Origin of the sequence: Pseudomonas sp. PB101, from assembly GCF_009764265.1 — a bacterium.
Taxonomy (GTDB): Bacteria; Pseudomonadota; Gammaproteobacteria; order Pseudomonadales; family Pseudomonadaceae; genus Aquipseudomonas.
Map to the genome: position 1 here is coordinate 160,983 of NZ_RWIR01000024.1, position 21,664 is coordinate 182,646.

Consider the following 21,664-nt stretch of genomic DNA (forward strand, 5'->3'; position numbering starts at 1 on the left):
AAGTCTTTGTCAGGTGCATGACTTATTCTTCAGCGTGTTTGGGTAGGCTGAACACTGGGTCCGGCTTGGGCGATTTACGCTCGATCAGCGAGAGCACAACAACGAAGAAAATCGGTATGAAAATGACCCCTAGCAATGTTGCGCTGAGCATGCCGCCGATCACGCCAGTGCCGATGGCACGTTGACTTGCGGCACCTGCACCGCTGGCCAATACCAGTGGGATGACGCCCAAAATGAACGCTAGCGATGTCATGACAATTGGGCGAAAGCGCAAGCGTGCAGCCTCAATCGCGGCATCACGCAGCGAACGACCCTGCTCGTGGAGCTGCTTGGCAAATTCGACAATCAGGATGGCGTTTTTCGCCGACAGACCAATGATGGTGATCAGCCCGACCTTGAAGTAAACGTCGTTGGGCATGCCCACCAACGTGACTGCCAGTACCGCGCCCAAAGCACCGACCGGTACGATCAACATCACAGACAGCGGAATCGCCCAGCTCTCATAAAGCGCGACCAGCAGCAAGAACACCACCAGCAAAGCAAGCGCGAACAATTTCGACGCCTGACCGCTGGCAACTTTTTCCTGGAACGACAACCCCGTCCATTCGTACCCGATGCCTTGCGGCAGTTCGCTGGCGAGGCGCTCCATCTCGGCCATTGCTTCACCGGTGCTGACGCCGGGGGCTGCATCGCCGGAGATTTTTATCGTCGGATACCCGTTGTAACGGGCAAGCTGCACCGGACCTTCTTCCCAGGATGTGGTGATGAAAGCGCTGAGGGGCACCAGTGCTCCTTTATCGTTGAGAACCCGCAACTCGAACACGCTTTCCGGGGTCATTCGATCGGCCTGTTCAGCCTGAACCACGACGCGCTGCTGGCGGCCACCATTGGCGAAGTCGTTGATCACAGCAGAACCGAAAGCGGTAGACAGCGCGCTGCTGATCGATTCGAAACTCACGCCCAGGGTGCGCGCCTTGTCACGGTCGATGGCCAGTCGCAGCTGCGGCGCTTCGGCCAGGCCTTCCATCATTGCGTAAAGAATTTTCGGGTTGCCGTAGGCCTTGCCGATCAGCTCGTCGCGCGCGGCCAGTAATGCCTCTCGGCCCAGTCCGCCGCGATCCTGCAGGCGCAATGCGAAGCCACCCGAGTTGCCAAGCCCTTCAATCGGCGGCGGAGACACGGCCATGATTGTGCCGTCGCTGACACTGGCGAAGCGCTGGTTGACGCCTTCAGTCTGGTCTTGAGCCGATTGGCCTTTGCCACGTTCCGACCAGTCTTTCAGAGTAGGGAAGGACATGGCGGCGTTTTCGCCCATACCGGAAAAACTGAAGCCCAAAATCAGAAAGGTTGAAGCGACACTGTCCTGGGAGCCCAGGTATTGCTCCAGCTCTTGTCCGGTGGCCGATGTCCGTGCGCGGGTCGCGCCAGGTGGCAGTTGCACGTCGACGATCATGTAGCCCTGATCCTCCACGGGCACAAAGGATTCTGGCAGGCGCAGGTAAAAGAATCCGAGCAGCACGACGATGCCCAGGTAGACCAGCATCATGCGACCGGAACTCTTCACGAGTCGGCTATTGAGCTTGCTGTAGCGTTCGGTCATGGACGCAAACAGACGGTTGAAGGCGCCGAAAAACCCTTTCTTTTCCGCGTGCCCGTGGTCAATCGGCTTGAGCAGCGTCGCGCACAGGGCCGGGGTGAAGGTCAGCGCGAGGAAACCGGAGAACAGAATCGATACGGCCAGCGAAAGCGAGAACTGCTGATAAATAACGCCCACCGAACCAGCCATGAACGCCAAAGGTAAAAACACCGCCGACAGCACCAGGGTGATCCCGATGATGGCGCCCGAGACCTGGCTCATCGCTTTGGCAGTTGCAGCGGCAGGCGACAGGCCTTCCTCGGCCATGATCCGCTCGACGTTCTCCACCACGACGATGGCATCGTCGACCAATATACCGATCGCCAGGACCATGCCGAACATGGTCATCATGTTGACCGAGAAGCCCAACAGGTACATCACAGTGAGCGTGCCCGCGAGGCAGACTGGCACCACAATGGTCGGGATCAGCGTGTAGCGAACGTTCTGCAGGAACAGGAACATCACCAGGAATACCAGCACCATGGCTTCGAGCAGAGTGTGCAAAACCTTTTCGATGGCGACGTCGACAAACCGCGAAGTGTTGTACGGCACCGAGTATTCGACGTTCTCCGGAAAGTTCGCCGACAGCTCTTCCAGGCGATGGGAAACAGCTCGTGCGGTCTGTATCGCGTTGGCACTAGGCGACAGCTGTATCGCCGAACCGACTGCCGGCTTGCCGTTCAAGCGGGTGGCAAAGTTGTAGTCCTGACTGCCTACTTCAAGACGGGCGACGTCAGCCAGTGTAACGGTGGAGCCATCCTGATTTGCGCGTAACACGATGCGCCCGAATTCATTGGCGTTATCCAGTGTGCCCTTGACGGCCAAGGTCGCGGTCAGCTCTTGCTCGGAGGTGCCGGGAGAGCTGCCGAAGCTACCCGCGGGGACTTGCACGTTCTGCCCACGAATGGCGGTGCTCACGTCATCGATCGACAGCCCATAGCCCACCAGCTTCTGTGGCGAAATCCACACACGCATGGCGGCTTCGGAGCCGAAGAACTGCAGCTTGCCGACACCATCGATCCGGCGCAGCTCGTTGTTCACGTTACGCACGACGTAGTCGGCCAGCGCGACGGTGTCCTGTTCTGCGGCACCTTCCTTGTAGTTCAACGCATAAATCATCAAGAAGCCGGCGCTGGTCTGCTCAACCTGCAGGCCCAGGGTCAACACCGCTTGCGGCAAGCGCGCTTCGGCTTTTTTCAGGCGGTTCTGCACTTCCACTTGGGCGAGATCGGGATCGGTGCCCGGGTCAAACGTGACGATAATTTCTGCCACACCGTTGGAGTTGCTGGTGGATTCGAAATACAGCAGGTTTTTCGCCCCGTTGAGTTCTTCTTCCAGAACACTCGTCACCGAGTCGACCAGTACCTTGGCCGAAGCACCGGGGTAGGTCGCCGTCACCGAGATCTGCGGTGGTGCGACGTTGGGGTACTGCGCGACGGGCAGCATTGGAATGACCAGCAATCCAGCCAGAGAAATGAACAAGGCGACGACCCACGCGAAGTTGGGACGCTTGATAAAAAACAGGGGCATGATGTTTCCTCGGGCGCCGCAAGCGTGGCCGTTACTGGATCGTGGCTTTCAAGGGAGCGGGCTCTTTGGCAATGACGTCATCGCCTGGAGTCAGGCCGTTCAGAGCGCCGACGATCACCGTGTCGCCTGCCGACAGGCCTTCGGTAATCTTCCAGCGAGAGCCATTCATTGCACCGGTTTTTATCGGCCGCGATTCGACCTTGGCTTCCTTGCTGACCACCAGTACCTGCGCCTGGCCGTCCGCACTGCGCTGAACAGCGCGCTGCGGAATGAAAATGGCCGAGTCATCCGTTGCCTGCGGGATGGACACGCGTACATACATGCCCGGCAACAAAACGCCGTCAGGATTAGGGAAAAGCCCACGCAGCGATACCTGGCCAGTGCCACGGTCTACGGTGATGTCGGTGAACAGCAGCTTGCCGCGGCTCTCGAGATCGGTGCCCTCGATGTGCAGCGACAAGGCCTTATCCACGCCACCCGGCTCTTTGCTTTGGGCGATGTCGGCGCGCATGCGCAGTGCCTCGGCCACCGGTTGAGTGAAGTCTGCGAAGATCGGATCGAGTTGCTGGATCCGCGCCATCATGGTCGCTTCGCCTTGGCCCACCAGTGCACCCTCGGTCACCAACGCCCGGCCGATACGACCGGTAATCGGCGACTTGACCGTGGCGTAGCCGAGATTGAGTCGGGCCGTTTCAACATCGGCCTGAGCGGAGCGTTTCGCTGCCAGGGCACTCTGCAGTGCGGCGGTGGCGGCGTCGAAATCCTGTTGGCTGATGGCCTCGAGTTTTACCAGCGGCTCATAGCGCTTGACCGTGGCCTGTGCCTGGATCAGCGCGGCCTGCGCTTTGGCTTGTTCGCCTTCAGAGCGCGAAAGCGCGGCCTTGAATGGGGCAGGGTCTATCTGGAACAACAGGTCGCCAGCCTTGACGTCCGCGCCTTCCTCAAAATTGCGCTTGAGCACAATTCCCGCCACCCGTGCTCGCACTTCTGCGACCCGCGCCGGTTCGATACGGCCTGGCAGTTCAGCCTTCTGGGTAAAACTCTCGGTACGAACCTGGACGACTTCCACTTCCTTGGGACCTGCCACCGTTTCGGCGCTCTGGTCTGATTGACCACATCCCGCCAGCCCCAGGGCCAGTAGCGTGGATACCGGCAAAACACGCCAACTGCGCAACCTGATCATTTCTCACCTCGGGCGCTGCCCGTTAATCGCTAAAGGCGCGCATGATCCTCCTTTCGCATCAAAAGAGTCAATAGTGTCTCATTGGATGCGTTTAAGGCTCAATATTGCAGATCTATTTCAAAAATGAACTGTTTATGTGCAAAATGAGCGCATGTTTCTACTCATTTGGAAGGTCACGCAATGGAATTAACCCCTGCTGACGAGAAGCTTTTGAAAGCGCTGGCCATTGCCATCGTTGATCGTCCCCGAGGCACTTTCAAAGACCTCGCCCAAGCCGCCGGGGTGAGCAAAGCGACCCTGAACCGCTTCTGTGGCACTCGAGATAACCTAATCGAGATGCTGATGAATTACGCCTCAGAGGTGATGGAGCGAGCGATTGCTGCTGCGGACCTTGTAAAGTCACCAGCGCTTGACGCTCTACACAAACTCATTGAGCAACACTTGACGCACCGTGAGCTCTTGGTCTTCCTAATCGTTCAATGGCGTCCCGACTCACTGGACGGAGAAGCAGGTAATCGCTGGTTGCCTTACTCGGATGCTCTGGATGCGTTTTTTCTGAGAGGTCAGACGGAGGGTGTGTTCAGGATCGATATCGCAGCCCCTGTGCTATCGGAGATCTTCGCTTCCATACTGTTCGGGCTGGTGGATGCTGAGCGCCGTGGCCGAGTGGCTCGGTCGGGGATGGTGGCACTGATCGAAATGTTTTTTCTTCGAGGCGCGAGCAAGGGCTAGGTGGACTCGTTTCCGACCTGTCGCGCCGCTTGTTCGATTCCCATTCGTCTCGCCAGTAGTTGAGCCGTAAACAGGTCAAGGTGGGCTCCCCCGGCATTCTTGAACACAGTGATCTGATCTGTAGTGAAGCAAGGCGGACTACCACCGCACAGATCAAAGAGATCGCCAATTATATCGTCGACCGAGATCACGCCAGTTGCTAACGGAAGTTGGAGCTCGCCACTTGCCAGAGCAGTCGGTCGAAAGTCCGCATAGAGTTGGCCGCGAATCAGAACTTCGTTATCGGCCTCACGCATGTGCGGCAGCCAACTGCCCACCAGATTGACATGCGTGCCAGGAGCAACCTGGGCGCCACGGATCAAAGGCTGGTCGCTCATGGTTGCGGCGCAGATAACTTCAGCCTCAGGTAATGCCGCGTCTAGATCATCGACAACAGTGAGTTCAACGTCGGGGATTTGAAGGTCGGCAGCCAGCTTCTCTGCGCGAGGTCGCGTGCGGTTCCAGATAAAAACCTGGCGCAACGAGGGTCTCAACGCGGTGAATGCCTCGATCAGTGGGCCTGCCATGTTACCGGCACCGACCATCAGCATCGTTCGGACATCCTGGCGTGCAAGCAGATCAAGTCCCAGGGCCGAGTCGGCAGCAGTCTTGCGGGCCGTAAGGGCCGCGCCATCAGCAAGGAATACAGGGGAGCCGGTGATGCCATCAAACGCGACATAGACGCCTTGTATCGAAGGGGAGGCCGGGTGTCGGTGCTGGTTGCCAGGAAACTCGGTGGCAAGCTTCACTCCCACCATTTGCCGTTCACTCCAAGCGGAGCGCAACATGAAACGATCAGCGCTACCAGGGTGCTCAAGGTGTAGATCGGCGATGACGGGCAGCGGCTCTCTATGTGCCTGGGCAAAAGCGGCACATAAGCTTGGATAGTCGAGCAGTCTGCTGATTGTCGGTGCATCAATCCACTGCATGGGAAAGTCCCCAAAGTGCCAGCAACGGCTTGTCGGTTGACCTCATGGAATGGACAGCCGATGGTGGGTTGAACACTACGCCGCCCGGCCCGGGGTTCCACCAGCCGACATCTTTTCGGTACCAGTAACCTTCCGATAAAACGACATAAAACTCTGCCGGAGGATGCTTGTGGTACGGATAGTAAAGTTCGGGCTCCATTACCGCCAACCCCACTGTCAAAGTTGAACATTCAAGCAGTGCGCCCTTGCCGAGAATCAGCGCATGTCGGTGCTTTTCTTCAAACGCATCATCGTCCCCTTCTGAAGTGGATCGCTTTATCCAGCGACTACTGGACAACAGGGTCTCAAGAGCCGATAGCAGAATCTTGAAGTCCCGATCCGTTCGGGGAGCATCCGCCAATGCCCGCGCTACCGTTGGCTCCAGGCAAGCGGGCAGGGAAGTGCCCGAGTACGGAGGTAAGCCGATGTCCAGGCGCGCATTGCTCAAGGAGCGAACACAGATTTCTGTATCCACGCCATCAACACCACTCACTTGAGAATGCCGGGCCAGGATTCGCAGGAGTGCCTCCCGCATCACCACTCCCTGTATCAGGAGTGCTTGTTCCGACATCTGTGAATACGGCTGCATGACCGTTTACCTCTTGAACGTACCTGGCAGGTCACTTTGAGAATTCAGTGATACATCCATCGAGCTGTCTCTTGGCTTTCTGAACGATTGAGCTCGATTCGCAATGGCCAATGCTGAAATCGCGCCTGAAACGATTCGGTTAATTGCGAAGTAATCGAGCTGTCGCACTGACAAAAACCAGCAAAACAATCACGCAGCCAAGAGCGAATGACAAGGTGCTCAGATGGGCGACAGCCCCGATAAATACGGGACCGATCAGAATCCCCGCGTAGCCCATCGAGATGACAGCGGGGATGGCTACTGCCTGTGGCATGCGTTGCTGGCGGCCCACGGCGGTAAAGAGCACAGGGACAATGTTTGAGCACCCAGCACCGACCAGAGCGTAGCCAATCAAGGACGCGGCCCAGCCATCGATTCCAAGCGACACGATCATGCCTGCGGCCGCGCAAAGTCCACCTAGCGCAACGACGCGCACGCCACCTAGTTTGCTAACGATGGCATCTCCTGTCAGGCGGCCCACCGTCATCGCAGCGGCGAAGGATGCGTAGCCCAAGCCGGCGATGCTCGGCTCTAACCCTCGGCTCGAGACAAGGAAAACTGCGCTCCAGTCGAGGATTGCGCCTTCAGTGAGGAAGACGATGAAACAGAGCGCCCCTAAAAACAGCACGATACCCCTGGGCACCGCGAACATTGGTCCACCCCGTTCAGTGCCATAAGTCAGAAAAGCAGGCGCTGCCTTGTAAAGCGCTCCCAATACTGTGGCAACGATGCAGAGCGCAGCAATCAACGGATGCAGGCCCAAGGTCAGCAGAGCGGTCATCGCCCCGGCGCCCAATATGCCTCCGACGCTGTAAAGGCCATGGAAGCCGGACTGAAGTGCCTGCCCGCTGTTTTTCTCGACGATGACGGACTGTATATTCATGGCGCAATCAAGCATGCCCATGCTGGCGCCGAAGATAATGACAGCGATGACCAGACCCGGCAGCCACACCAAGGTGCTCAACAGCGGAAGAACGGCACACAAGACAATCGTCGCCCAGATTACGACCGGTCGGCATCCATAGTGTGCAGTGAGATACCCAGCGAAGGGCATGGCCACAATAGATCCACCGCCAAGGCCAAGCAGCAGCAACCCCAGGCCACCATCGTCCAGGCCGGCGCGTGCTTTAACCAATGGAACCAGAGGCGCCCAAGCGGACATGAGTAAGCCCGCGATGAGGAAGGCAATGCGTGTAGACATCCGCTCGCTGTGGTTAGTCGTGGGTAATAACACCGGCGATGGAGCATTCATAATTCTCGGTAATCCTTATCGATGATGCTAGCCATCGTTTACTCGGCTTAGACAGTGCGGGTTTCGTATGTTTTTCGCGCGCCCGGGTTTCGAAACTTAACGCCTGCGCTCATACGTTGCTCTATAGCTGCTTGGCGCTACGCCAAAGAAGTCACGAAAGCGCATATGGAAGTTGGCGAAACTACAGAAGCCGGTCGCAATCGCGATATCGGTGATCGGCCGATTGCTCTGCAGAATAAGCTGTCGCGCTCGAGTCAAGCGCAGCTCAAGGTAGTAGCGTGTGGGCGTGGCGCCCACGAAACGGCAGAAGCGCCGCTCCAATTGTCGTCGGGAAATTTTCACACATTCAGCCAGTTCGTCGATCGATAGTGGCTCTTCGATGTTCTTTTGCATCAGTTCTAAAGCGAGCTTCAGGGTTTGTGGCAAGGTGGGGTCAGTGTCAACGATGACAGTCGATATTCCGGAGACTTCAGCGGTTTGATCGCAACTGAGTATTTCCTCGACAGCGTGGGTCAGCGACACGCCTTGTTTAGCGGTGATGAGCTCCAGCATCATTCGTAACGAACTGCTGGCGCCGGCGCATGTGATACGGTTTCTATCTAATACGTGAGTCCGACAAGTGACCAGGACTTTGGGGAAAACATCCTCCATCATCGCTCGCCCATCTGGATGGAAGGCACACTCGACACCGTCCATTAATTGAGCTTCCGCCAGAAAAAACGCACCATTCCACAAACCGCCCATGGTCGCGCCAAGAGATGCGACGTTACGTAGCTTGCGCCGTAACAGCGGGTCGCTCATCAGCTTCACTCGCAAACCACCAGCGACAATGAGAACGTCGATACGATCCGGTAGTTGGGATAACTCCAGGTCCGCTGAAATTGCGATTCCCAGATCGCTCATCACAAGACGGTTCTTGATACCGACCGTCAACACCTCAAACGCCGGTGTCTCGCTAATCAGGTTGGCGGTCACCAGCGCATCGATAGCGCCGGTGAACGACATCATCGAGAAATTGTTCAAAAGCACGAAAGCTACACGAGTCACCGCCTGCGGCATTAATGGTTTCTCCGCCGTATAGGAGTACCCCATATTCTTGTCTTTAAGCACGCTCTCGAATACGAATGGCATAAATCCTCTTTGACACCTTTACCAATAGCTACGAAACCGTTGCGCAATCTAGACAGCGGTTTTTGGAGCAGACAGCAACAAATCAAAGAATGCCTTGCAGTCATCGCTCTCTGGTAGTGTTTCAACACTGTTCTTGATCGCATTGCTGAGCGTGGATCCCAAACTGTCATCAGCCAGCAAATGATATTTAGCCGTGAGTTCGGCACTCGACATAGGGTTGCCGGGGTCGCCCTTGGCCGTCGCGGTTGGGCTCGTAAGACGCGTGCCGTCTTTCAGGGTAACGGTGACGCGGGAGAGAATTTCCTCAGGGAACCTGGCGGACAGGTCGGGCGCCTCATGAAGGGTTATCTTCCCGCTGATGTTCAAGATGTCCGGCGCATGAATGGAATCCCCGGTGACTTCGTCAGGGCCCAGCTTTCCACGAACGATCAAGGCGGCCAGTGGAAATGCGAGCGCATATTGGGCCTCATCCGCATTCTTCGGAAAATGCCCCTGCAAACACACAGACTCGTGGAATGTCTCGACATCGATGGTCTCGATCAACTCAGCTGTGATGACTGGATGTGCACGCATCAAATCGGTCATGGCCGTGAGTGCCGGTTGCGCCCAGCGACATACCGGCCACGGTTTGAAATATTGCTCGTCGATCTCCCAGCGGGTTCCGATGTCCTGCCAGAAAGTGGAAATCTCCAAAGGTTCAACGGTGGCGGCTGGAGCGCCAGTGACACCGAGCTGTGCCATAAGTAATGCGTTCAGTCCGGCATACGCCCCGGCGCCGTGGGCATCACGCAACATTGTCGGAAAGCTCACCAGGCGCATCATCGGGCACCTCGGGCCGAAGTATTCCGCGATACCCAGTGCATGACGGAATGTCGTTTCATCAAGCTTCAGCAGGCGGGCACCGGCGCAAACGACCCCGATCCCGGAAAAGGCGCCTGAGGCATGATATTCAGGGGCGGTGGCCATCAATGCCTGGCCCGCCCGTAAGGCGGTCTCGTAACCGATGCACAGTGCGCTGAGGAGTTCTTCGCCGCTGATGTCTTTGCCCTGACTGCGATACGCGTCAACCAATGCAACAATGGCCGGGACAACAGTTGCACCTGCATGCCCCTTGGAGGTGAAGTGACCTTCATGTGCATCCAGGCTATCAACGCAGAAACCGCCTGCATACGCGGCGCCCAATGGATGTACGGCTCTGCCGTCGAACCAAAGGCGGCTGGACAGCTTGTTGGCAGAGTAGTGGGTGTCAGCGTAGGTTTTGAGCGTCACGCTGGTTTGATTGTCGCGAGCACCTGCGGCCACACCAATGATGTCGAGCAGGCAAGTTTTAACCAACTCGCGTGTATGCAGGGGCGCGTCCTTGTAACTGAAATTCTGGACGAATGAATACAACTGCATTTCATGATTCCTGAATGATGAACGCCGAAACGGATGAAAAAGTTGCCCGGGGAAGGGCAACCTTTTATGCAGATTTAAATGAAGGGACTAATTTTTTGCGGTGGCGGCATTAGCCGCGGCTCGTGCGTCTGCCAGCCAGCTGTCATATTTCGCGCGATGGGCCGCGATCCATTCTTTGGCGTGACGAGTAATGTCAGCTGCACTTTTTTCACCATTGTGCATTTTCAGATTTTGGGCGCTTTCATCGTCGGTAGTAATCTGCATTTCAGACAGGAACTTCACGGCAGCCGGATTTTTCTCGGCAAACTCTTTGTTGATTACCGCTTTGACACTGTCTACCGCGAAACCAAGGTTTTTACCATTAAAGGTAGTGTTGACATCGTTTTTGCCACCTGGAAGATCCGTACGCGGCACGGTTAACCACACAACATCTTTACCTTCGACCAAAACACCGGAGATCCACTGAGGTACCCAGGTGTAATAGAGAACCGGCTTGCCTTGTTTGTAACGAGCAATGGTGTCGGCCATCAGGGCAAAATAGGAGCCCTGGTTATTTGTGACGGTTTTTTCCAGGCCATAGGCTTTCATATGATGGGCAATGACCAGCTCACAGCCCCAACCGGGGTTGCAACCCGTCAGGTCGGCTTTACCGTCGCCATTACTGTCGAACAGCTTGGCTATCTCTGGCTTTTTCAGATCATCGACAGAGGTGATGTGATACTCATCAGCCGTTTTCTTATCGATCATGTAGCCCTGTAGTACGCCCGGCATAATGTCGCCGGTTTTCACCATCGTTTCATCGCCGCCGGCCTTCTGGTAGAAGGATTTGTGTAGTTCCTCCCACAGATGAACCGAAAAATCAGCGTCACCATTGGAAATCGCTACCATCATGGTGGAAAACTCGGTTTCCTTCGGAGTTTCAACGTCGTAGCCCAATTCCTTGAGGCCCGCCACTGCAATCTCTCCGCGGAATCGCTCTTCGGCAATTGTCGGAAAAATCGGGGTGATAGATACACCTTTTCCGGGCTCCTGCGCCGTCGCGGCCGATGCGAAAACAGGTGAAACCGCTATTGCTAAAAGCGCGATAGAATGAATGAATTTCTGTTTTATTCCGAATGTTGTGAAGTTCATTATCGTTTACCTGGGCTGGATTAAGAAGTTGGTATTTTTTTGGTTCACGACGCGCCGCTGAGCGGAGTTAGCTTTTTTTGGGACTGACTTCTATTTTCGTAAGCGTGTTTTTTTTCTTCAGGCGATAAATGACACCCGCCGGACCTGTCTGGTACCAGTGTTCACCCTTGGTTGCCCTGTTACTGCGTTCGCCCATCGCCTGGGTCAGTCGGTCGAGGAAAATCGCCAACAATACCAGCCCCAATCCACCGACGGTTGCCAAGCCCATATCAAGGCGGCCAATCCCACGAAGTACCATCATCCCCAACCCACCAACCGAAATCATTGATGCGATCACCACCATGGAAAGTGACAACATTAATGCCTGATTCAGACCCGCCATGATTGTCGGTGCAGCTAAAGGAAGTTGAACCCGCCTCAGCATCTGGCGTGGGGTGCATCCGAAAGCCCGGGCCGCCTCAACCTTGTCTTCCGGTACCTGGCGAATTCCCAGATTGGTGAGCCTGACCAGTGGTGCTACCGAAAAGATGATCGTGACCAGTACCCCCGGTACGTTGCCGATACCAAACAGCATCACCACGGGTACCAGATAAACAAAAGCAGGCAGTGTTTGCATTGCATCGAGCACCGGCCGCAGAAGCATCTCCAGCCGGTCACTCCGAGCACACAGGACACCCAGCGGTATGCCAATAACTGCACAGAAAAACAGTGAAGTGAGCACCAGCGCGAGGGTGATCATGGCGTCATTCCATACGCCGATCACTCCTAAGAGGGTGAGGGTGACGAGACAGAGGATTCCTATCTTTTTCCCTCCTACCTGCCAGCCGAAGAGCGTCGCAATAGTAATGAATATTGATGGAGGAATAGCCAACAATCCGAACTGAATACCATTGAGTACCTGGTCGATTGGCCATCTAATCGAGCGGAATACCTCGCGGAAATTATGAACCAGATAATTTAAGGCAACTTCTACCCATTGGCCCAAAGGGACGTTGATGGATTGAAACGGGTCTAGAAAACTGAATTCGTTCATGTCATCACCTGAATGTCCGAGCCTGGCAAGCCAGCAAATAGAGACTATTAGTGTCGGCTCATTGTCTGAAGCAGTAGGCTCTTGGAGATCGTGCCTTTGAACACACCCTGGCGATCCAGGACGGCAACTGGATTAACTGCATCAGCAACGATGTGAAAGACGTCCTGCAGGAGTACATCGTCGCGCAGCGTAGGCGTGGATTGATCCACGGCGTACGGATGCTCTGCGCAAATTTTTGCAACATCACCAGCCTTGAGGATCTTCGAGGCATCAAAGCCTTTGAAGAAAGCCCTGACGTAATCGTTCACCGGGTTGCAAAGCAGCTCTTGCGGGGTACCGATCTGTACTACCCGGCCACCCTCCATGATCGCAATGCGATGGCCGATGCGAATCGCCTCGTCAATGTCATGGGAGATGAAGATGATGGTGCGATGCTGTTCTGCCTGCAGGCGGATCAGTTCGCCCTGCATTTCGTGGCGAATCAACGGGTCGAGTGCCGAGAAGGCTTCGTCCATTAGCAGGATGGCTGGGTCGTTAGCCAGCGCTCGGGCCAGGCCTACCCGCTGTTGCATACCGCCGGACAGTTGGTGCGGGTAGCTGTAGGCGTGGCCATCGAGCCCCACCTGTTTAAGTGCCTCGAGTGCACGTTTATGCCGTTCGCTTTCCTCGACACCCGAGATTTCCAGGCCGAAAGCAACGTTGTCGATCACACTCATGTGGGGCATCAGGGCAAACGACTGAAACACCATGCTCATGTCTTTGCGACGAACGCTAAGGAGATCAGCATCCGACAGACCGGTAATTTCCTGTCCGTTAAGATGGATTGTTCCGGAGGTTGGCTCGATCAGTCGATTGAACAAGCGGACCATCGTCGACTTCCCGGAACCGGAAAGCCCCATGATGACGAAAATCTCTCCACGTTTTACGGAGAAACTGGCATCAAAAACGCCAACGACTTGACCGGTTTTGCTGAAAATTTCACTTTTATCAGCACCGCGAGCCAGCATCTCCATCGCGAGCTTCGGCTGGGCGCCGAAGACTTTGTAAATGTTTTTTACCGAGAGTATCTCGTCACCAAGACTCATAACCCCTCCTGCTGCAAATACGACGTAAGATCAAGAATTTAGATATACGTATCTTAATCAGTTAAGACGGTGCTTATGGGGGCAGTCAAGCTGGGAGAAAGGTTGGGAGTTAGTCATTTGTGACCATCCTCTTTATTATGTGATGTTTATTATTCTTGTTTTATCGGCGCTGAATTAATCAGTGCCTTGAGACCCAAGTTATTACCTTATAGAGTCAGCGTCTAACAACATTTCCTCCAGCCAATCAATAACGTCATGTTATCAATCAATTAAGCGTATCAATTTGCGACTGCGACAGTGCTGGTTGCGAAGGCGACTGCCGCGGGCCCTGTCTTAGACCCTCTGTTTCAGCTACGCTCCAGCATAGGCTCTAGGTGGAACCCTCTCGCCGATCTCGTCCCTAACGGCCCTCCAAAGGGCCCCGAACCGGATATTCAATACTCTAGGTTATGGTTAAGCACATCGATCCAGACATGACGCTGCTGAAAATGCCGTCCCTGAAAGCAGTAAAGTCATTCGTAGCCGCCGCCAAATATCAGAGCTTTACGCGTGCGGCAGAAGCACTGTGCGTTACTCAAGCGGCAATCAGCCGTCAGATTCGGGAGCTTGAGGCGTACCTTGGGGTGGATCTCTTCAAGAGGGTGGGGCGAGCAGTCGAGTTGACGGAAGCCGGATCCATCTTTTTTGATGCGGCACAGATATCTTTCGTCAACATTTCCCAGGCGGCGGAGCGTATTCGCACCAACAATGCAGGCAAACGCACGTTGACGCTTTGCTGTTCTCCCGCGTTTTCAGCCCTCTGGCTCGCAGCGAAGCTGCCGGGGTTTTTTACCAAGAACGCAGACATCGACCTCAATCTGGTAACCACTCAAAACTTTTTGTCGATGGAGCCGGGTGTTACTCCGGACATCTTCATCACCAAAATGGCCAGGATTCAGGATGGCTACCGCAGTTATCCGTTGTTTCATGACGTCATCTACCCGGTGTGCACACCTCGTTACAAAGAGGAGCATCCTGAGCTGTCCAGCCTGGAAGGATTACGCGACGGGGTTTTGCTAAACCTCAGTCCCTATGGCAGATCCCAGGTAGCGGAGCACGTTGATTGGGGTGTTTGGCTGGCTTATCACGATGTTGATATCGAGAAACGCCCCCACGACAGCCCTCACGTGTTCAACGCGAACGACTACAACCTGGTAATCAGCATGGTGTTGACCCATCAGGGCGTAGCCCTCGGATGGAATCACCTGGTGGCAAACCTGATCGAAAACGGCACGCTGATTCGCCCGATCGAAGAGGAAGTGGTTCTCCATGAAAGTCAGCATTATCTGACATTTCGTGAAGACCGGATCAATGACGACGCCTGTTGCCGGCTACGAGACTGGATTCTCGCCCAGTTTTCCTGAGCTGTTTAAGAAGATAGGAGTACTGACTGAGCAGTGACTCGGGGTGCGAGGAGGGGAGAAGTTTGGGTATGCCGGTGGTGATCATTCGTGGTTCTCACCACCGGCAGTTTTGCACTTAGCCGACAGATCTTAACGGGATCGTGTCATTGAGCTGATCAAGCATCGTTTTGCAGTACCAATCATCAAACTGACACACACCAATTTCGCTGGCCACCGACAACGGGCCTGGCTCGTAAGCAGGAGAGCTGACGCCGACCTGTGCGCCTTCAACCAAGGTACGATCCTGGTCATTGGTTGCAAGCCAAACCTTGGTCAGGCGATCGATGTCGTAGTCGACACCTTCCTGCGCGTCCTTCTTGACGATCCATTTTGTAGTGACCAACGTCTCGCCCGGACCGATGGGCAGAACGCGGAAGCTCAGCGCGTGATCGCCCAGAAAGTGGTTCCAGGTTGATGGGTAGTTGAAATAAAGCAGCGCACCGATGTTGGCTTCACCGGTTGTGTCCAAGCGACCGGCAACCGCTGGCTTGCCATCCATTGTGTAGCTGACGGCCCCGGAAAAAAGGGGGATGCGCGTCATGCGGAAACGACCGTCTTCGTCCATGACCAATTGGCTGGGCAGGCCTGCTGCTTCGCAACGATCCCAATGCTCTTTGAGTTCAAGATCCTCATCGCCGCCGGCGCCACCCACTGATGGGTTGTCGACGAATGAGTGCATCAATTCCGGGTGAGTAAAATCGCAGTGGTAACACTCGCGGTTGTTCTCGAAAACCAGTTTCCAGTTGCCTTTCTCGATGATGTTCGACTCAAACGCGACTTTGCAGTCGTCCAGGTTATGAGGCGCAACGAAAGGGGTGACGGATTTTCTGAACGACGAAAAGTCTGGGGCGACATCTGCTACGCACACATAGATGTACGTTTCGACGACCTCACAATGCACGGTTTTCAACCCATGCTGAGACTTGTCGAAATCATCCCCCATGTTCCCGGCGAAAAGCAGTCTGCCATCCAGCTCGAATGTCCATTTGTGGTAAGGGCACACCAGCTTGGCGACCTTGCCGCTTGCTTCCGGGCACACCTTGGAGCCGCGATGGCGGCAGGCGTTGTGGAATGCACGAATCTGCTTGTCTGCGCCGCGCACGATAGCGACAGGGTAATCGCCGATTTGCAGCGACAGGTACTGACCCGACTTCTCCAGCTCAAATGTGTGCCCTGCGAAGATCCAGCTTTTGTGCCAGATCTGTTCCAGGTCCTGCCTATAAACGTCTGGATCGCTATAAAGGGCACCTGGCAGCGCGTGGTCAGGCTTGCGCTGCGCGATAAGATTTGAAACTGCCGATTTAGTGCTCACGGTCAACACACTCCAAAATACCAAGGGGGGCGACACGTTCAGCCTGCTCAGCGAGATGAGGCTAAACGGTCTTGAGTTCGCAGTACCGTCTGTGGACGCAAGCCATCAAACCGTGCTGCTTCTATCCGCGAACCGGAACGGTTTGCCACGTCCAGGAAGCGCCTTACGAAAAATGTGCCTTCTTGGATGGTGGCGCCATCCGTGCACTCATTTCGTTTCTGAACCATTACTAATGCAGACAATTATTTAATGCCGATGTTTGCATCGATAGCAATATTTTCTACAGCTCCTTATTCGAGCTCGGGCAAACGGGTCCTAACTAATGGGACGAGTGTACGAGAAATCTTCGTCGCCAATTCGTCGGTAGAATATCGCTGTTGTAAGGCTACGACGGTAATCATGCATCAACAAGAAACTTTTACGCTGATCAATGCATAAACAAATGTTATCGATTGAAGATATGACTCCAGCTGTTTCATTCCAAGCCATTGAATATCAAAGAAAAAATGTTTTATGCGGTGGTTGATTTTTCGATCTGAGAATGTATACGCCAGAAATACACTCTATTGACCGCCTTCTTGGCCCATGCCAGTCTGGATTCAACAGTTAACCGTACTAGTCGGCAAAACAACCTCTGGAGGTCATTTGTGAAAAGCAGCAAAAGTGCTCTTTACGAAGACTTGAAGCGTCAGATTCTGACAATGGAACTTGATCCAGATGAAGCACTGGACGAGGTTGTTATTAGTGAGCGTTATGGTCTCTCGCGAACGCCTGTTCGAGAAGTTTTCAGGCGCTTGGCTGGCGAAGGTTATATAGACATCCGCGAGAACCAGCGCGCCCGGGTCATTCCCATGAATTATGCGACTCTTCGAAACTTTTTTCTGGTTGCGCCAATGATCTACGCAGCCATTGGCCGCTTGGCGGTACAAAATTTCAAGCCACGTCAATTGATTGAGTTGAAAGAAACCCAGAAGCGCTTTCGCAAAGCCACTGCGTCTAAAGATGCACTGGCGATGGTGGTTGAGAACAATCGGTTTCACGCCATCATGGGCGAAATGGCTTGCAATCATTACCTGGAACCTAGTCTGGGAAGACTGCTTATTGATCATGCTCGTATCGGCAATACGTTTTTTCGCCCTCAAAACGGGGACATGGAGAAACGTCTCGAGCAATCTGCCGGACATCATGACGCTTTTATTGAAGCCATTGAACGGCGTGATGAAAGTGCCGTAGTTGATCTCGTGTTTGAGCATTGGGAACTGTCCCGTGAAAACATGGAGATTTTTTTCGCGCCTCAAGGCATCAAGGCTGATGCACTCATTGATCTTCCACCTAACTCGCATTCGGAGCATTTATCTTGAAATTTGAAGGTATTTATACGCCAGCAGTAACTCCTTATAACTCTGATGGGGATATTGACTGGAATGTGTACTCGGATGTTTTGGAGTCGCTGATTGAGGCGAAGGTACACGGCATTATTATCGGCGGCTCAACCGGCGAGTATTATGCGCAGACTTCGGAAGAGCGCACCGAGTTGGCGGCCTACGCCAAAGATGTGATCGGCACTCGGGTGCAACTGATCGTCAGCACCGGGGCGATTCGTACTGAAGATGCGGTTCAGTACGCCAAGGATGCCAAATCGATCAAAGCGGACGCCATTCTCGTCACGTCCCCGCCTTACGCGCTGCCAACCTCACAGGAAAACGCGATTCACGCGCTCACTATCGATCGCGCAGCGGACTTGCCGATCATGCTTTACAACTATCCGGGGCGCATGTGCGTTTCGATGGATGAAGAGTATTTCACGCGTGTCAGCCAATCGAAAAACGTCGTCGCCATCAAGGAAAGTTCCGGCGACATGGGTCAGGTGCATATGCTGGCCCGGCAGTTCCCCAACATCGCTTTGTCCTGCGGATGGGACGACCAGGCCCTCGAGTTTTTTGCCTGGGGCGCCCGCAGTTGGGTGTGCGCAGGTTCCAACTTCCTGCCCAAGGAACACGTTGCGCTTTATGAAGCCTGCGTGATCGAAAAGAACTTCGACAAAGGCCGTCAAATCATGTCGGCAATGATGCCGCTGATGAATGCCCTGGACGGTGGCAAGTTCGTGCAGTCGATCAAGTACGGCTGTGAAGTTGCCGGATTGAAAGTCGGTAACGTGCGCCTGCCATTGCAGCCACTTGAAACGGACGAAAAGCAGAGTTTCGCGTCGATCATTACTGAACTCAAACGTAACGTAGCCAACATTTCTTCGGGAGCCAACCATGGGTGATCTTCTGAGCAAGGCCGAGTACGCCGCACTGGCCAAAGACATTTCGCTGCCATCCAAGGCGTTCATCAATGGCACGTTCAAGCCCGCGATCTCCGGCAAAACCTTCGCCACGAACAACCCGGCAACGGGTGAGTTTTTGACAGACGTCGCTGCCTGTTCGTCCGAGGATGTCGACTTTGCGGTGAGTAACGCCAAAGAGGCCTTCGAGGATGGACGCTGGAGATCGATTTCTCCCAGGGAGCGTAAAGCTGTTCTGCTGAAGTTTGCGAGCCTGCTTGAAAGCCATCAACACGAACTGGCCGTCCTCGAGAGCCTCGATAGCGGCAAGCCTGTGAGTGAGTGTCAGCTGGTCGATGTGCCGGACACCATCCACACCCTGCGTTGGCACGCGGAACTGATCGACAAGATTTATGACAACACCGCCCCGGTGGGCAGCGACGCGCTGACCATGGTGGTCCGGGAGCCGATCGGCGTGGTGGGCTGCGTATTGCCCTGGAACTTCCCGCTGCTGATGCTCGCCTGGAAAATCGGCCCGGCGCTCGCTGCGGGCTGTTCGGTCATCGTCAAACCTGCAGAACAAACGTCGCTGACCACGTTGCGCGTCGCTCAATTGGCGTTTGAGGCGGGTGTTCCCGCTGGTGTGCTCAACATTGTCACCGGTACGGGCAAAGAGGTCGGTGAGCCGATTGGCTTGCATAACGATGTCGACATGGTGAGCTTTACCGGCTCCACCGCGACCGGCCGCCGTTTCCTGCATTACGCCGCCGATTCGAACTTGAAACGCATCGTCCTTGAGTGCGGCGGAAAAAACCCGGCCGTGGTGATGGACGATGCCCAAGACCTGGATCTCGTCGCTCAACACGTCGTCAACGGCGCGTTCTGGAACATGGGCGAAAACTGCTCCGCGACTTCGCGCCTGATCGTCCATGCGTCTGTTAAGGACGAGCTGCTGGAGCGCATGGGCGCCTACATCCGCGAATGGAAGATGGGTGACCCACTCGATCCGCAGAACCGCGTAGGGTCGCTGGTCAGCCCAGAGCATTTCGCAAAAGTGAAGTCGTACCTTGAGCACGCCACTGCCGGGAAGCTCGCAGTCGTGTATGGCGGCGCAACCAAAGAAGGTGCCTTCGTAGAACCGACGGTGATTGACGGTGTTGGTCGAGACAACCGGCTGTTTCAGGAAGAGATCTTCGGCCCGATTCTTTCGGTCACCACCTTCAACACGATCTCCGAAGCCATTGCGCTGGCCAATGACACGGTGTACGGCCTGGCGGCCTCGGTTTACACCGGCAGCCTTCGCCGAGCAATCAGGTTGTCGCGGGAAATTCGCGCCGGCATTGTCACCGTGAACTGCTTTGGTGAGGGCGATGCCTCAACGCCATTCGGCGGCTACAAAGAGTCGGGCTTCGGTGGTCGGGACAAATCCATTTTTGCCCATGACCAGTACACCGAAATCAAAACAATCTGGATCGATGTGTCTGATCGGTCGGATGAAGAGACCGAAAAATGAGCACCCATACCATCAAGCGCCTGCCGGTAGACACCGGGGTTTCAGGTTGGGAGGCGATTTCCGCACGCACTGCGCCTGTCCGCATGCTTGATGGAAACGTGACGGCGGATTGGCTGATTATCGGTGCCGGTTTTGCCGGCCTTTCCGCCGCTCGCAGACTTTCACAACTGCACCCGGGTGACAGCATTGTTGTGGTCGATGCTCATGAAGTAGCCAAAGGCCCGGCGGGCAGAAACTCTGGCTTCATGATCGATGTGCCGCACAGCCTGTCGTCCGGGGAGTATTCCGTGGCGAGTGAGTCTGCAACGGCTCTGGAAATCACGCAAAATCGTTTCGCGATTGCTTTTGCCGCTGAAGCCGCGCGGGAGTACGGGATGTCTGCCGACACGTTCGATCCCTCCGGGAAGATCAACGCGGCCGCCACTGAGCGGGGATTGAAGCTGAACGTCAATTACGCGCAATCCCTTGAACGCATTGGCGAGAAGTTCAAGATGTTTGATGCTGCGCAAATGCGCGAAATCACCGGCTCCACCTATTACCAAGGTGGGATCTACACCCCCGGCGCAGTGCTGATTCAACCCGCACAATACATCAGAGACCTGGCAGCAGGGCTGGAAGGGAAAATCACGCTGTTCGAACGCTCTCCGATTATTGAATTGACCAAGCAGGGAAGTGGTTGGAGCGCTCGATCTCATAACGGGACGGTGCACGCACCCAAGGTCATTCTGGGGGTTAACGGGCACATTGAAGACTTTGGCCATTATCAAGGACGCCTGCTACACGTCTTTACGTACGCCTCCATGACGGCAGCGTACAGTGATGCTGCATTCAAGAAAGATGTGCCGGGTAAAGCCAAATGGGCATTGTTGCCGGCTGATCCAATGGGAGCAACTGTTCGTAAAATCTCTACAGACGGTCTCTCACGTATCGTCATCCGGACAAAGTTCACCTATGACCCGAGTATTCAGGTCACCCCAGAACGTGTAGCTGCGGTTGCCAAAGAACAGCGACATTCCTTGGATGCACGCTTTCCCGAATTGAAATCCACTGCGTTGGAGTTCAGCTGGGCCGGCCGTCTGTGTTTGAGCCGTAACAGTGCCGCCGCATTTGGCGAGATCGAAGAAAACCTGTATTCGGCTTGCTGCGAAAATGGGTTGGGAACGGTCAAGAGCACCCTGGCAGGTGTCATGGCGGCGGAATTGGCTTCGGGTATACGTTCTGATTTTCTGGATAGTTTCAGTCACGCGCCAGGGCCCAGCAGGCTACCCCCCAAGATAATAACGAAGCTGGGCGTCAGTTCGGTCATTCGTTGGCATGAATTTTGGGCCGGGCGAGAAGGTTAACAAATTTAAGTTGTCGGCTTTTCCTATAAAGGCCGTTTAATA

At 55.0% G+C, this 21,664-nt stretch carries 17 protein-coding genes; 6 read left to right on the forward strand and 11 right to left on the reverse strand.

Going from position 1 to position 21,664, the window contains the following annotated elements:
• Positions 1-22: 22 nt before the first annotated feature.
• Together EI969_RS07370 and EI969_RS07375 are read right to left on the reverse strand one after the other, a co-directional pair.
• Positions 23-3,166, reverse strand: coding sequence for an efflux RND transporter permease subunit (locus tag EI969_RS07370; RefSeq protein ID WP_160386865.1), 3,144 nt, complete (start codon positions 3,164-3,166; stop codon positions 23-25).
• A gap of 31 nt (positions 3,167-3,197) precedes the next feature.
• On the reverse strand, positions 3,198-4,349 hold the full coding sequence (locus EI969_RS07375) for an efflux RND transporter periplasmic adaptor subunit (protein ID WP_160386866.1): 1,152 nt from the start codon (positions 4,347-4,349) through the stop codon (positions 3,198-3,200).
• A gap of 180 nt (positions 4,350-4,529) precedes the next feature.
• Between EI969_RS07375 and EI969_RS07380 the strand changes: the two genes are divergently transcribed.
• A complete protein-coding gene (locus tag EI969_RS07380) occupies positions 4,530-5,081 on the forward strand; it encodes a TetR/AcrR family transcriptional regulator (RefSeq protein WP_160386867.1) in 552 nt (183 codons plus the stop codon).
• On the opposite strand, the gene EI969_RS07385 is transcribed toward EI969_RS07380, so the two are convergent.
• From EI969_RS07385 to EI969_RS07420, 8 genes are all read right to left on the reverse strand, one after another.
• The gene (locus EI969_RS07385) at positions 5,078-6,049 is read right to left on the reverse strand and encodes an ornithine cyclodeaminase family protein (protein WP_160386868.1); all 972 of its coding nucleotides are present in this window, start codon (positions 6,047-6,049) and stop codon (positions 5,078-5,080) included. The genes EI969_RS07380 and EI969_RS07385 overlap by 4 nt on opposite strands.
• Complete coding sequence (locus EI969_RS07390) at positions 6,036-6,677, reverse strand: dimethylsulfonioproprionate lyase family protein (protein WP_256678265.1); 642 nt, start codon at positions 6,675-6,677, stop codon at positions 6,036-6,038. The genes EI969_RS07385 and EI969_RS07390 overlap by 14 nt, the downstream gene beginning before the upstream one ends.
• 139 nt (positions 6,678-6,816) lie before the next feature.
• Positions 6,817-7,968, reverse strand: coding sequence for an MFS transporter (locus tag EI969_RS07395; RefSeq protein WP_160386869.1), 1,152 nt, complete (start codon positions 7,966-7,968; stop codon positions 6,817-6,819).
• A 96-nt stretch (positions 7,969-8,064) separates the two neighbouring features.
• A complete protein-coding gene (locus EI969_RS07400) occupies positions 8,065-9,099 on the reverse strand; it encodes a GlxA family transcriptional regulator (RefSeq protein WP_160386870.1) in 1,035 nt (344 codons plus the stop codon).
• Positions 9,100-9,147: 48 nt separating this feature from the next.
• Positions 9,148-10,497: an MmgE/PrpD family protein gene (locus EI969_RS07405; protein WP_160386871.1), complete on the reverse strand. Its 1,350-nt coding sequence runs from the start codon at positions 10,495-10,497 to the stop codon at positions 9,148-9,150.
• A gap of 87 nt (positions 10,498-10,584) precedes the next feature.
• Positions 10,585-11,628 carry a glycine betaine/L-proline ABC transporter substrate-binding protein ProX gene (gene proX, locus EI969_RS07410; protein WP_160386872.1) on the reverse strand — a complete coding sequence of 348 codons (1,044 nt, stop codon included), beginning with the start codon at positions 11,626-11,628 and terminating at the stop codon, positions 10,585-10,587.
• 67 nt (positions 11,629-11,695) lie between these two features.
• Positions 11,696-12,700, reverse strand: coding sequence for a glycine betaine/L-proline ABC transporter permease ProW (gene proW / locus EI969_RS07415; RefSeq protein ID WP_371925890.1), 1,005 nt, complete (start codon positions 12,698-12,700; stop codon positions 11,696-11,698).
• An 8-nt stretch (positions 12,701-12,708) separates the two neighbouring features.
• The gene (locus tag EI969_RS07420; RefSeq protein WP_150723827.1) at positions 12,709-13,746 is read right to left on the reverse strand and encodes a glycine betaine/L-proline ABC transporter ATP-binding protein; all 1,038 of its coding nucleotides are present in this window, start codon (positions 13,744-13,746) and stop codon (positions 12,709-12,711) included.
• Positions 13,747-14,195: 449 nt separating this feature from the next.
• On the opposite strand from EI969_RS07420, the gene EI969_RS07425 reads away from it, so the two are divergent.
• A complete protein-coding gene (locus EI969_RS07425) occupies positions 14,196-15,149 on the forward strand; it encodes a LysR family transcriptional regulator (RefSeq protein WP_160386874.1) in 954 nt (317 codons plus the stop codon).
• A gap of 115 nt (positions 15,150-15,264) precedes the next feature.
• Here the strand turns inward: EI969_RS07425 and EI969_RS07430 are convergent, their stop codons facing one another.
• On the reverse strand, positions 15,265-16,500 hold the full coding sequence (locus EI969_RS07430; RefSeq protein WP_160386875.1) for an aromatic ring-hydroxylating dioxygenase subunit alpha: 1,236 nt from the start codon (positions 16,498-16,500) through the stop codon (positions 15,265-15,267).
• Positions 16,501-17,147: 647 nt separating this feature from the next.
• On the opposite strand from EI969_RS07430, the gene EI969_RS07435 reads away from it, so the two are divergent.
• From EI969_RS07435 to EI969_RS07450, 4 genes are read left to right on the forward strand one after another with little or no spacing between them, the layout of a single operon-like run.
• Positions 17,148-17,861, forward strand: coding sequence for a GntR family transcriptional regulator (locus EI969_RS07435; RefSeq protein WP_160386876.1), 714 nt, complete (start codon positions 17,148-17,150; stop codon positions 17,859-17,861).
• Complete coding sequence (locus EI969_RS07440; RefSeq protein ID WP_160386877.1) at positions 17,858-18,769, forward strand: dihydrodipicolinate synthase family protein; 912 nt, start codon at positions 17,858-17,860, stop codon at positions 18,767-18,769. The genes EI969_RS07435 and EI969_RS07440 overlap by 4 nt, the downstream gene beginning before the upstream one ends.
• Complete coding sequence (locus tag EI969_RS07445) at positions 18,762-20,279, forward strand: aldehyde dehydrogenase (protein WP_160386878.1); 1,518 nt, start codon at positions 18,762-18,764, stop codon at positions 20,277-20,279. Before EI969_RS07440 ends, EI969_RS07445 begins: the two co-directional genes overlap by 8 nt.
• Positions 20,276-21,622, forward strand: a complete 1,347-nt coding sequence (locus EI969_RS07450) for an FAD-binding oxidoreductase (protein WP_160386879.1) — start codon at positions 20,276-20,278, stop codon at positions 21,620-21,622. The genes EI969_RS07445 and EI969_RS07450 overlap by 4 nt, the downstream gene beginning before the upstream one ends.
• Positions 21,623-21,664: the final 42 nt, after the last annotated feature.

Excerpts from the sequence above, each read along its gene's own strand:
- EI969_RS07450 (WP_160386879.1), top strand. The coding sequence starts at position 20,276 with ATGAGCACCCATACCATCAAGCGCCTGCCGGTAGACACCGGGGTTTCA.
- EI969_RS07380 (WP_160386867.1), top strand. The coding sequence starts at position 4,530 with ATGGAATTAACCCCTGCTGACGAGAAGCTTTTGAAAGCGCTGGCCATT.
- EI969_RS07420 (WP_150723827.1), bottom strand. The coding sequence starts at position 13,746 with ATGAGTCTTGGTGACGAGATACTCTCGGTAAAAAACATTTACAAAGTC.
- EI969_RS07405 (WP_160386871.1), bottom strand. The coding sequence starts at position 10,497 with ATGCAGTTGTATTCATTCGTCCAGAATTTCAGTTACAAGGACGCGCCC.
- EI969_RS07445 (WP_160386878.1), top strand. The coding sequence starts at position 18,762 with ATGGGTGATCTTCTGAGCAAGGCCGAGTACGCCGCACTGGCCAAAGAC.
- EI969_RS07375 (WP_160386866.1), bottom strand. The coding sequence starts at position 4,349 with ATGATCAGGTTGCGCAGTTGGCGTGTTTTGCCGGTATCCACGCTACTG.
- EI969_RS07395 (WP_160386869.1), bottom strand. The coding sequence starts at position 7,968 with ATGAATGCTCCATCGCCGGTGTTATTACCCACGACTAACCACAGCGAG.
- EI969_RS07425 (WP_160386874.1), top strand. The coding sequence starts at position 14,196 with ATGGTTAAGCACATCGATCCAGACATGACGCTGCTGAAAATGCCGTCC.
- proX (WP_160386872.1), bottom strand. The coding sequence starts at position 11,628 with ATGAACTTCACAACATTCGGAATAAAACAGAAATTCATTCATTCTATC.
- EI969_RS07390 (WP_256678265.1), bottom strand. The coding sequence starts at position 6,677 with ATGCAGCCGTATTCACAGATGTCGGAACAAGCACTCCTGATACAGGGA.
- EI969_RS07370 (WP_160386865.1), bottom strand. The coding sequence starts at position 3,166 with ATGCCCCTGTTTTTTATCAAGCGTCCCAACTTCGCGTGGGTCGTCGCC.
- EI969_RS07385 (WP_160386868.1), bottom strand. The coding sequence starts at position 6,049 with ATGCAGTGGATTGATGCACCGACAATCAGCAGACTGCTCGACTATCCA.
- EI969_RS07400 (WP_160386870.1), bottom strand. The coding sequence starts at position 9,099 with ATGCCATTCGTATTCGAGAGCGTGCTTAAAGACAAGAATATGGGGTAC.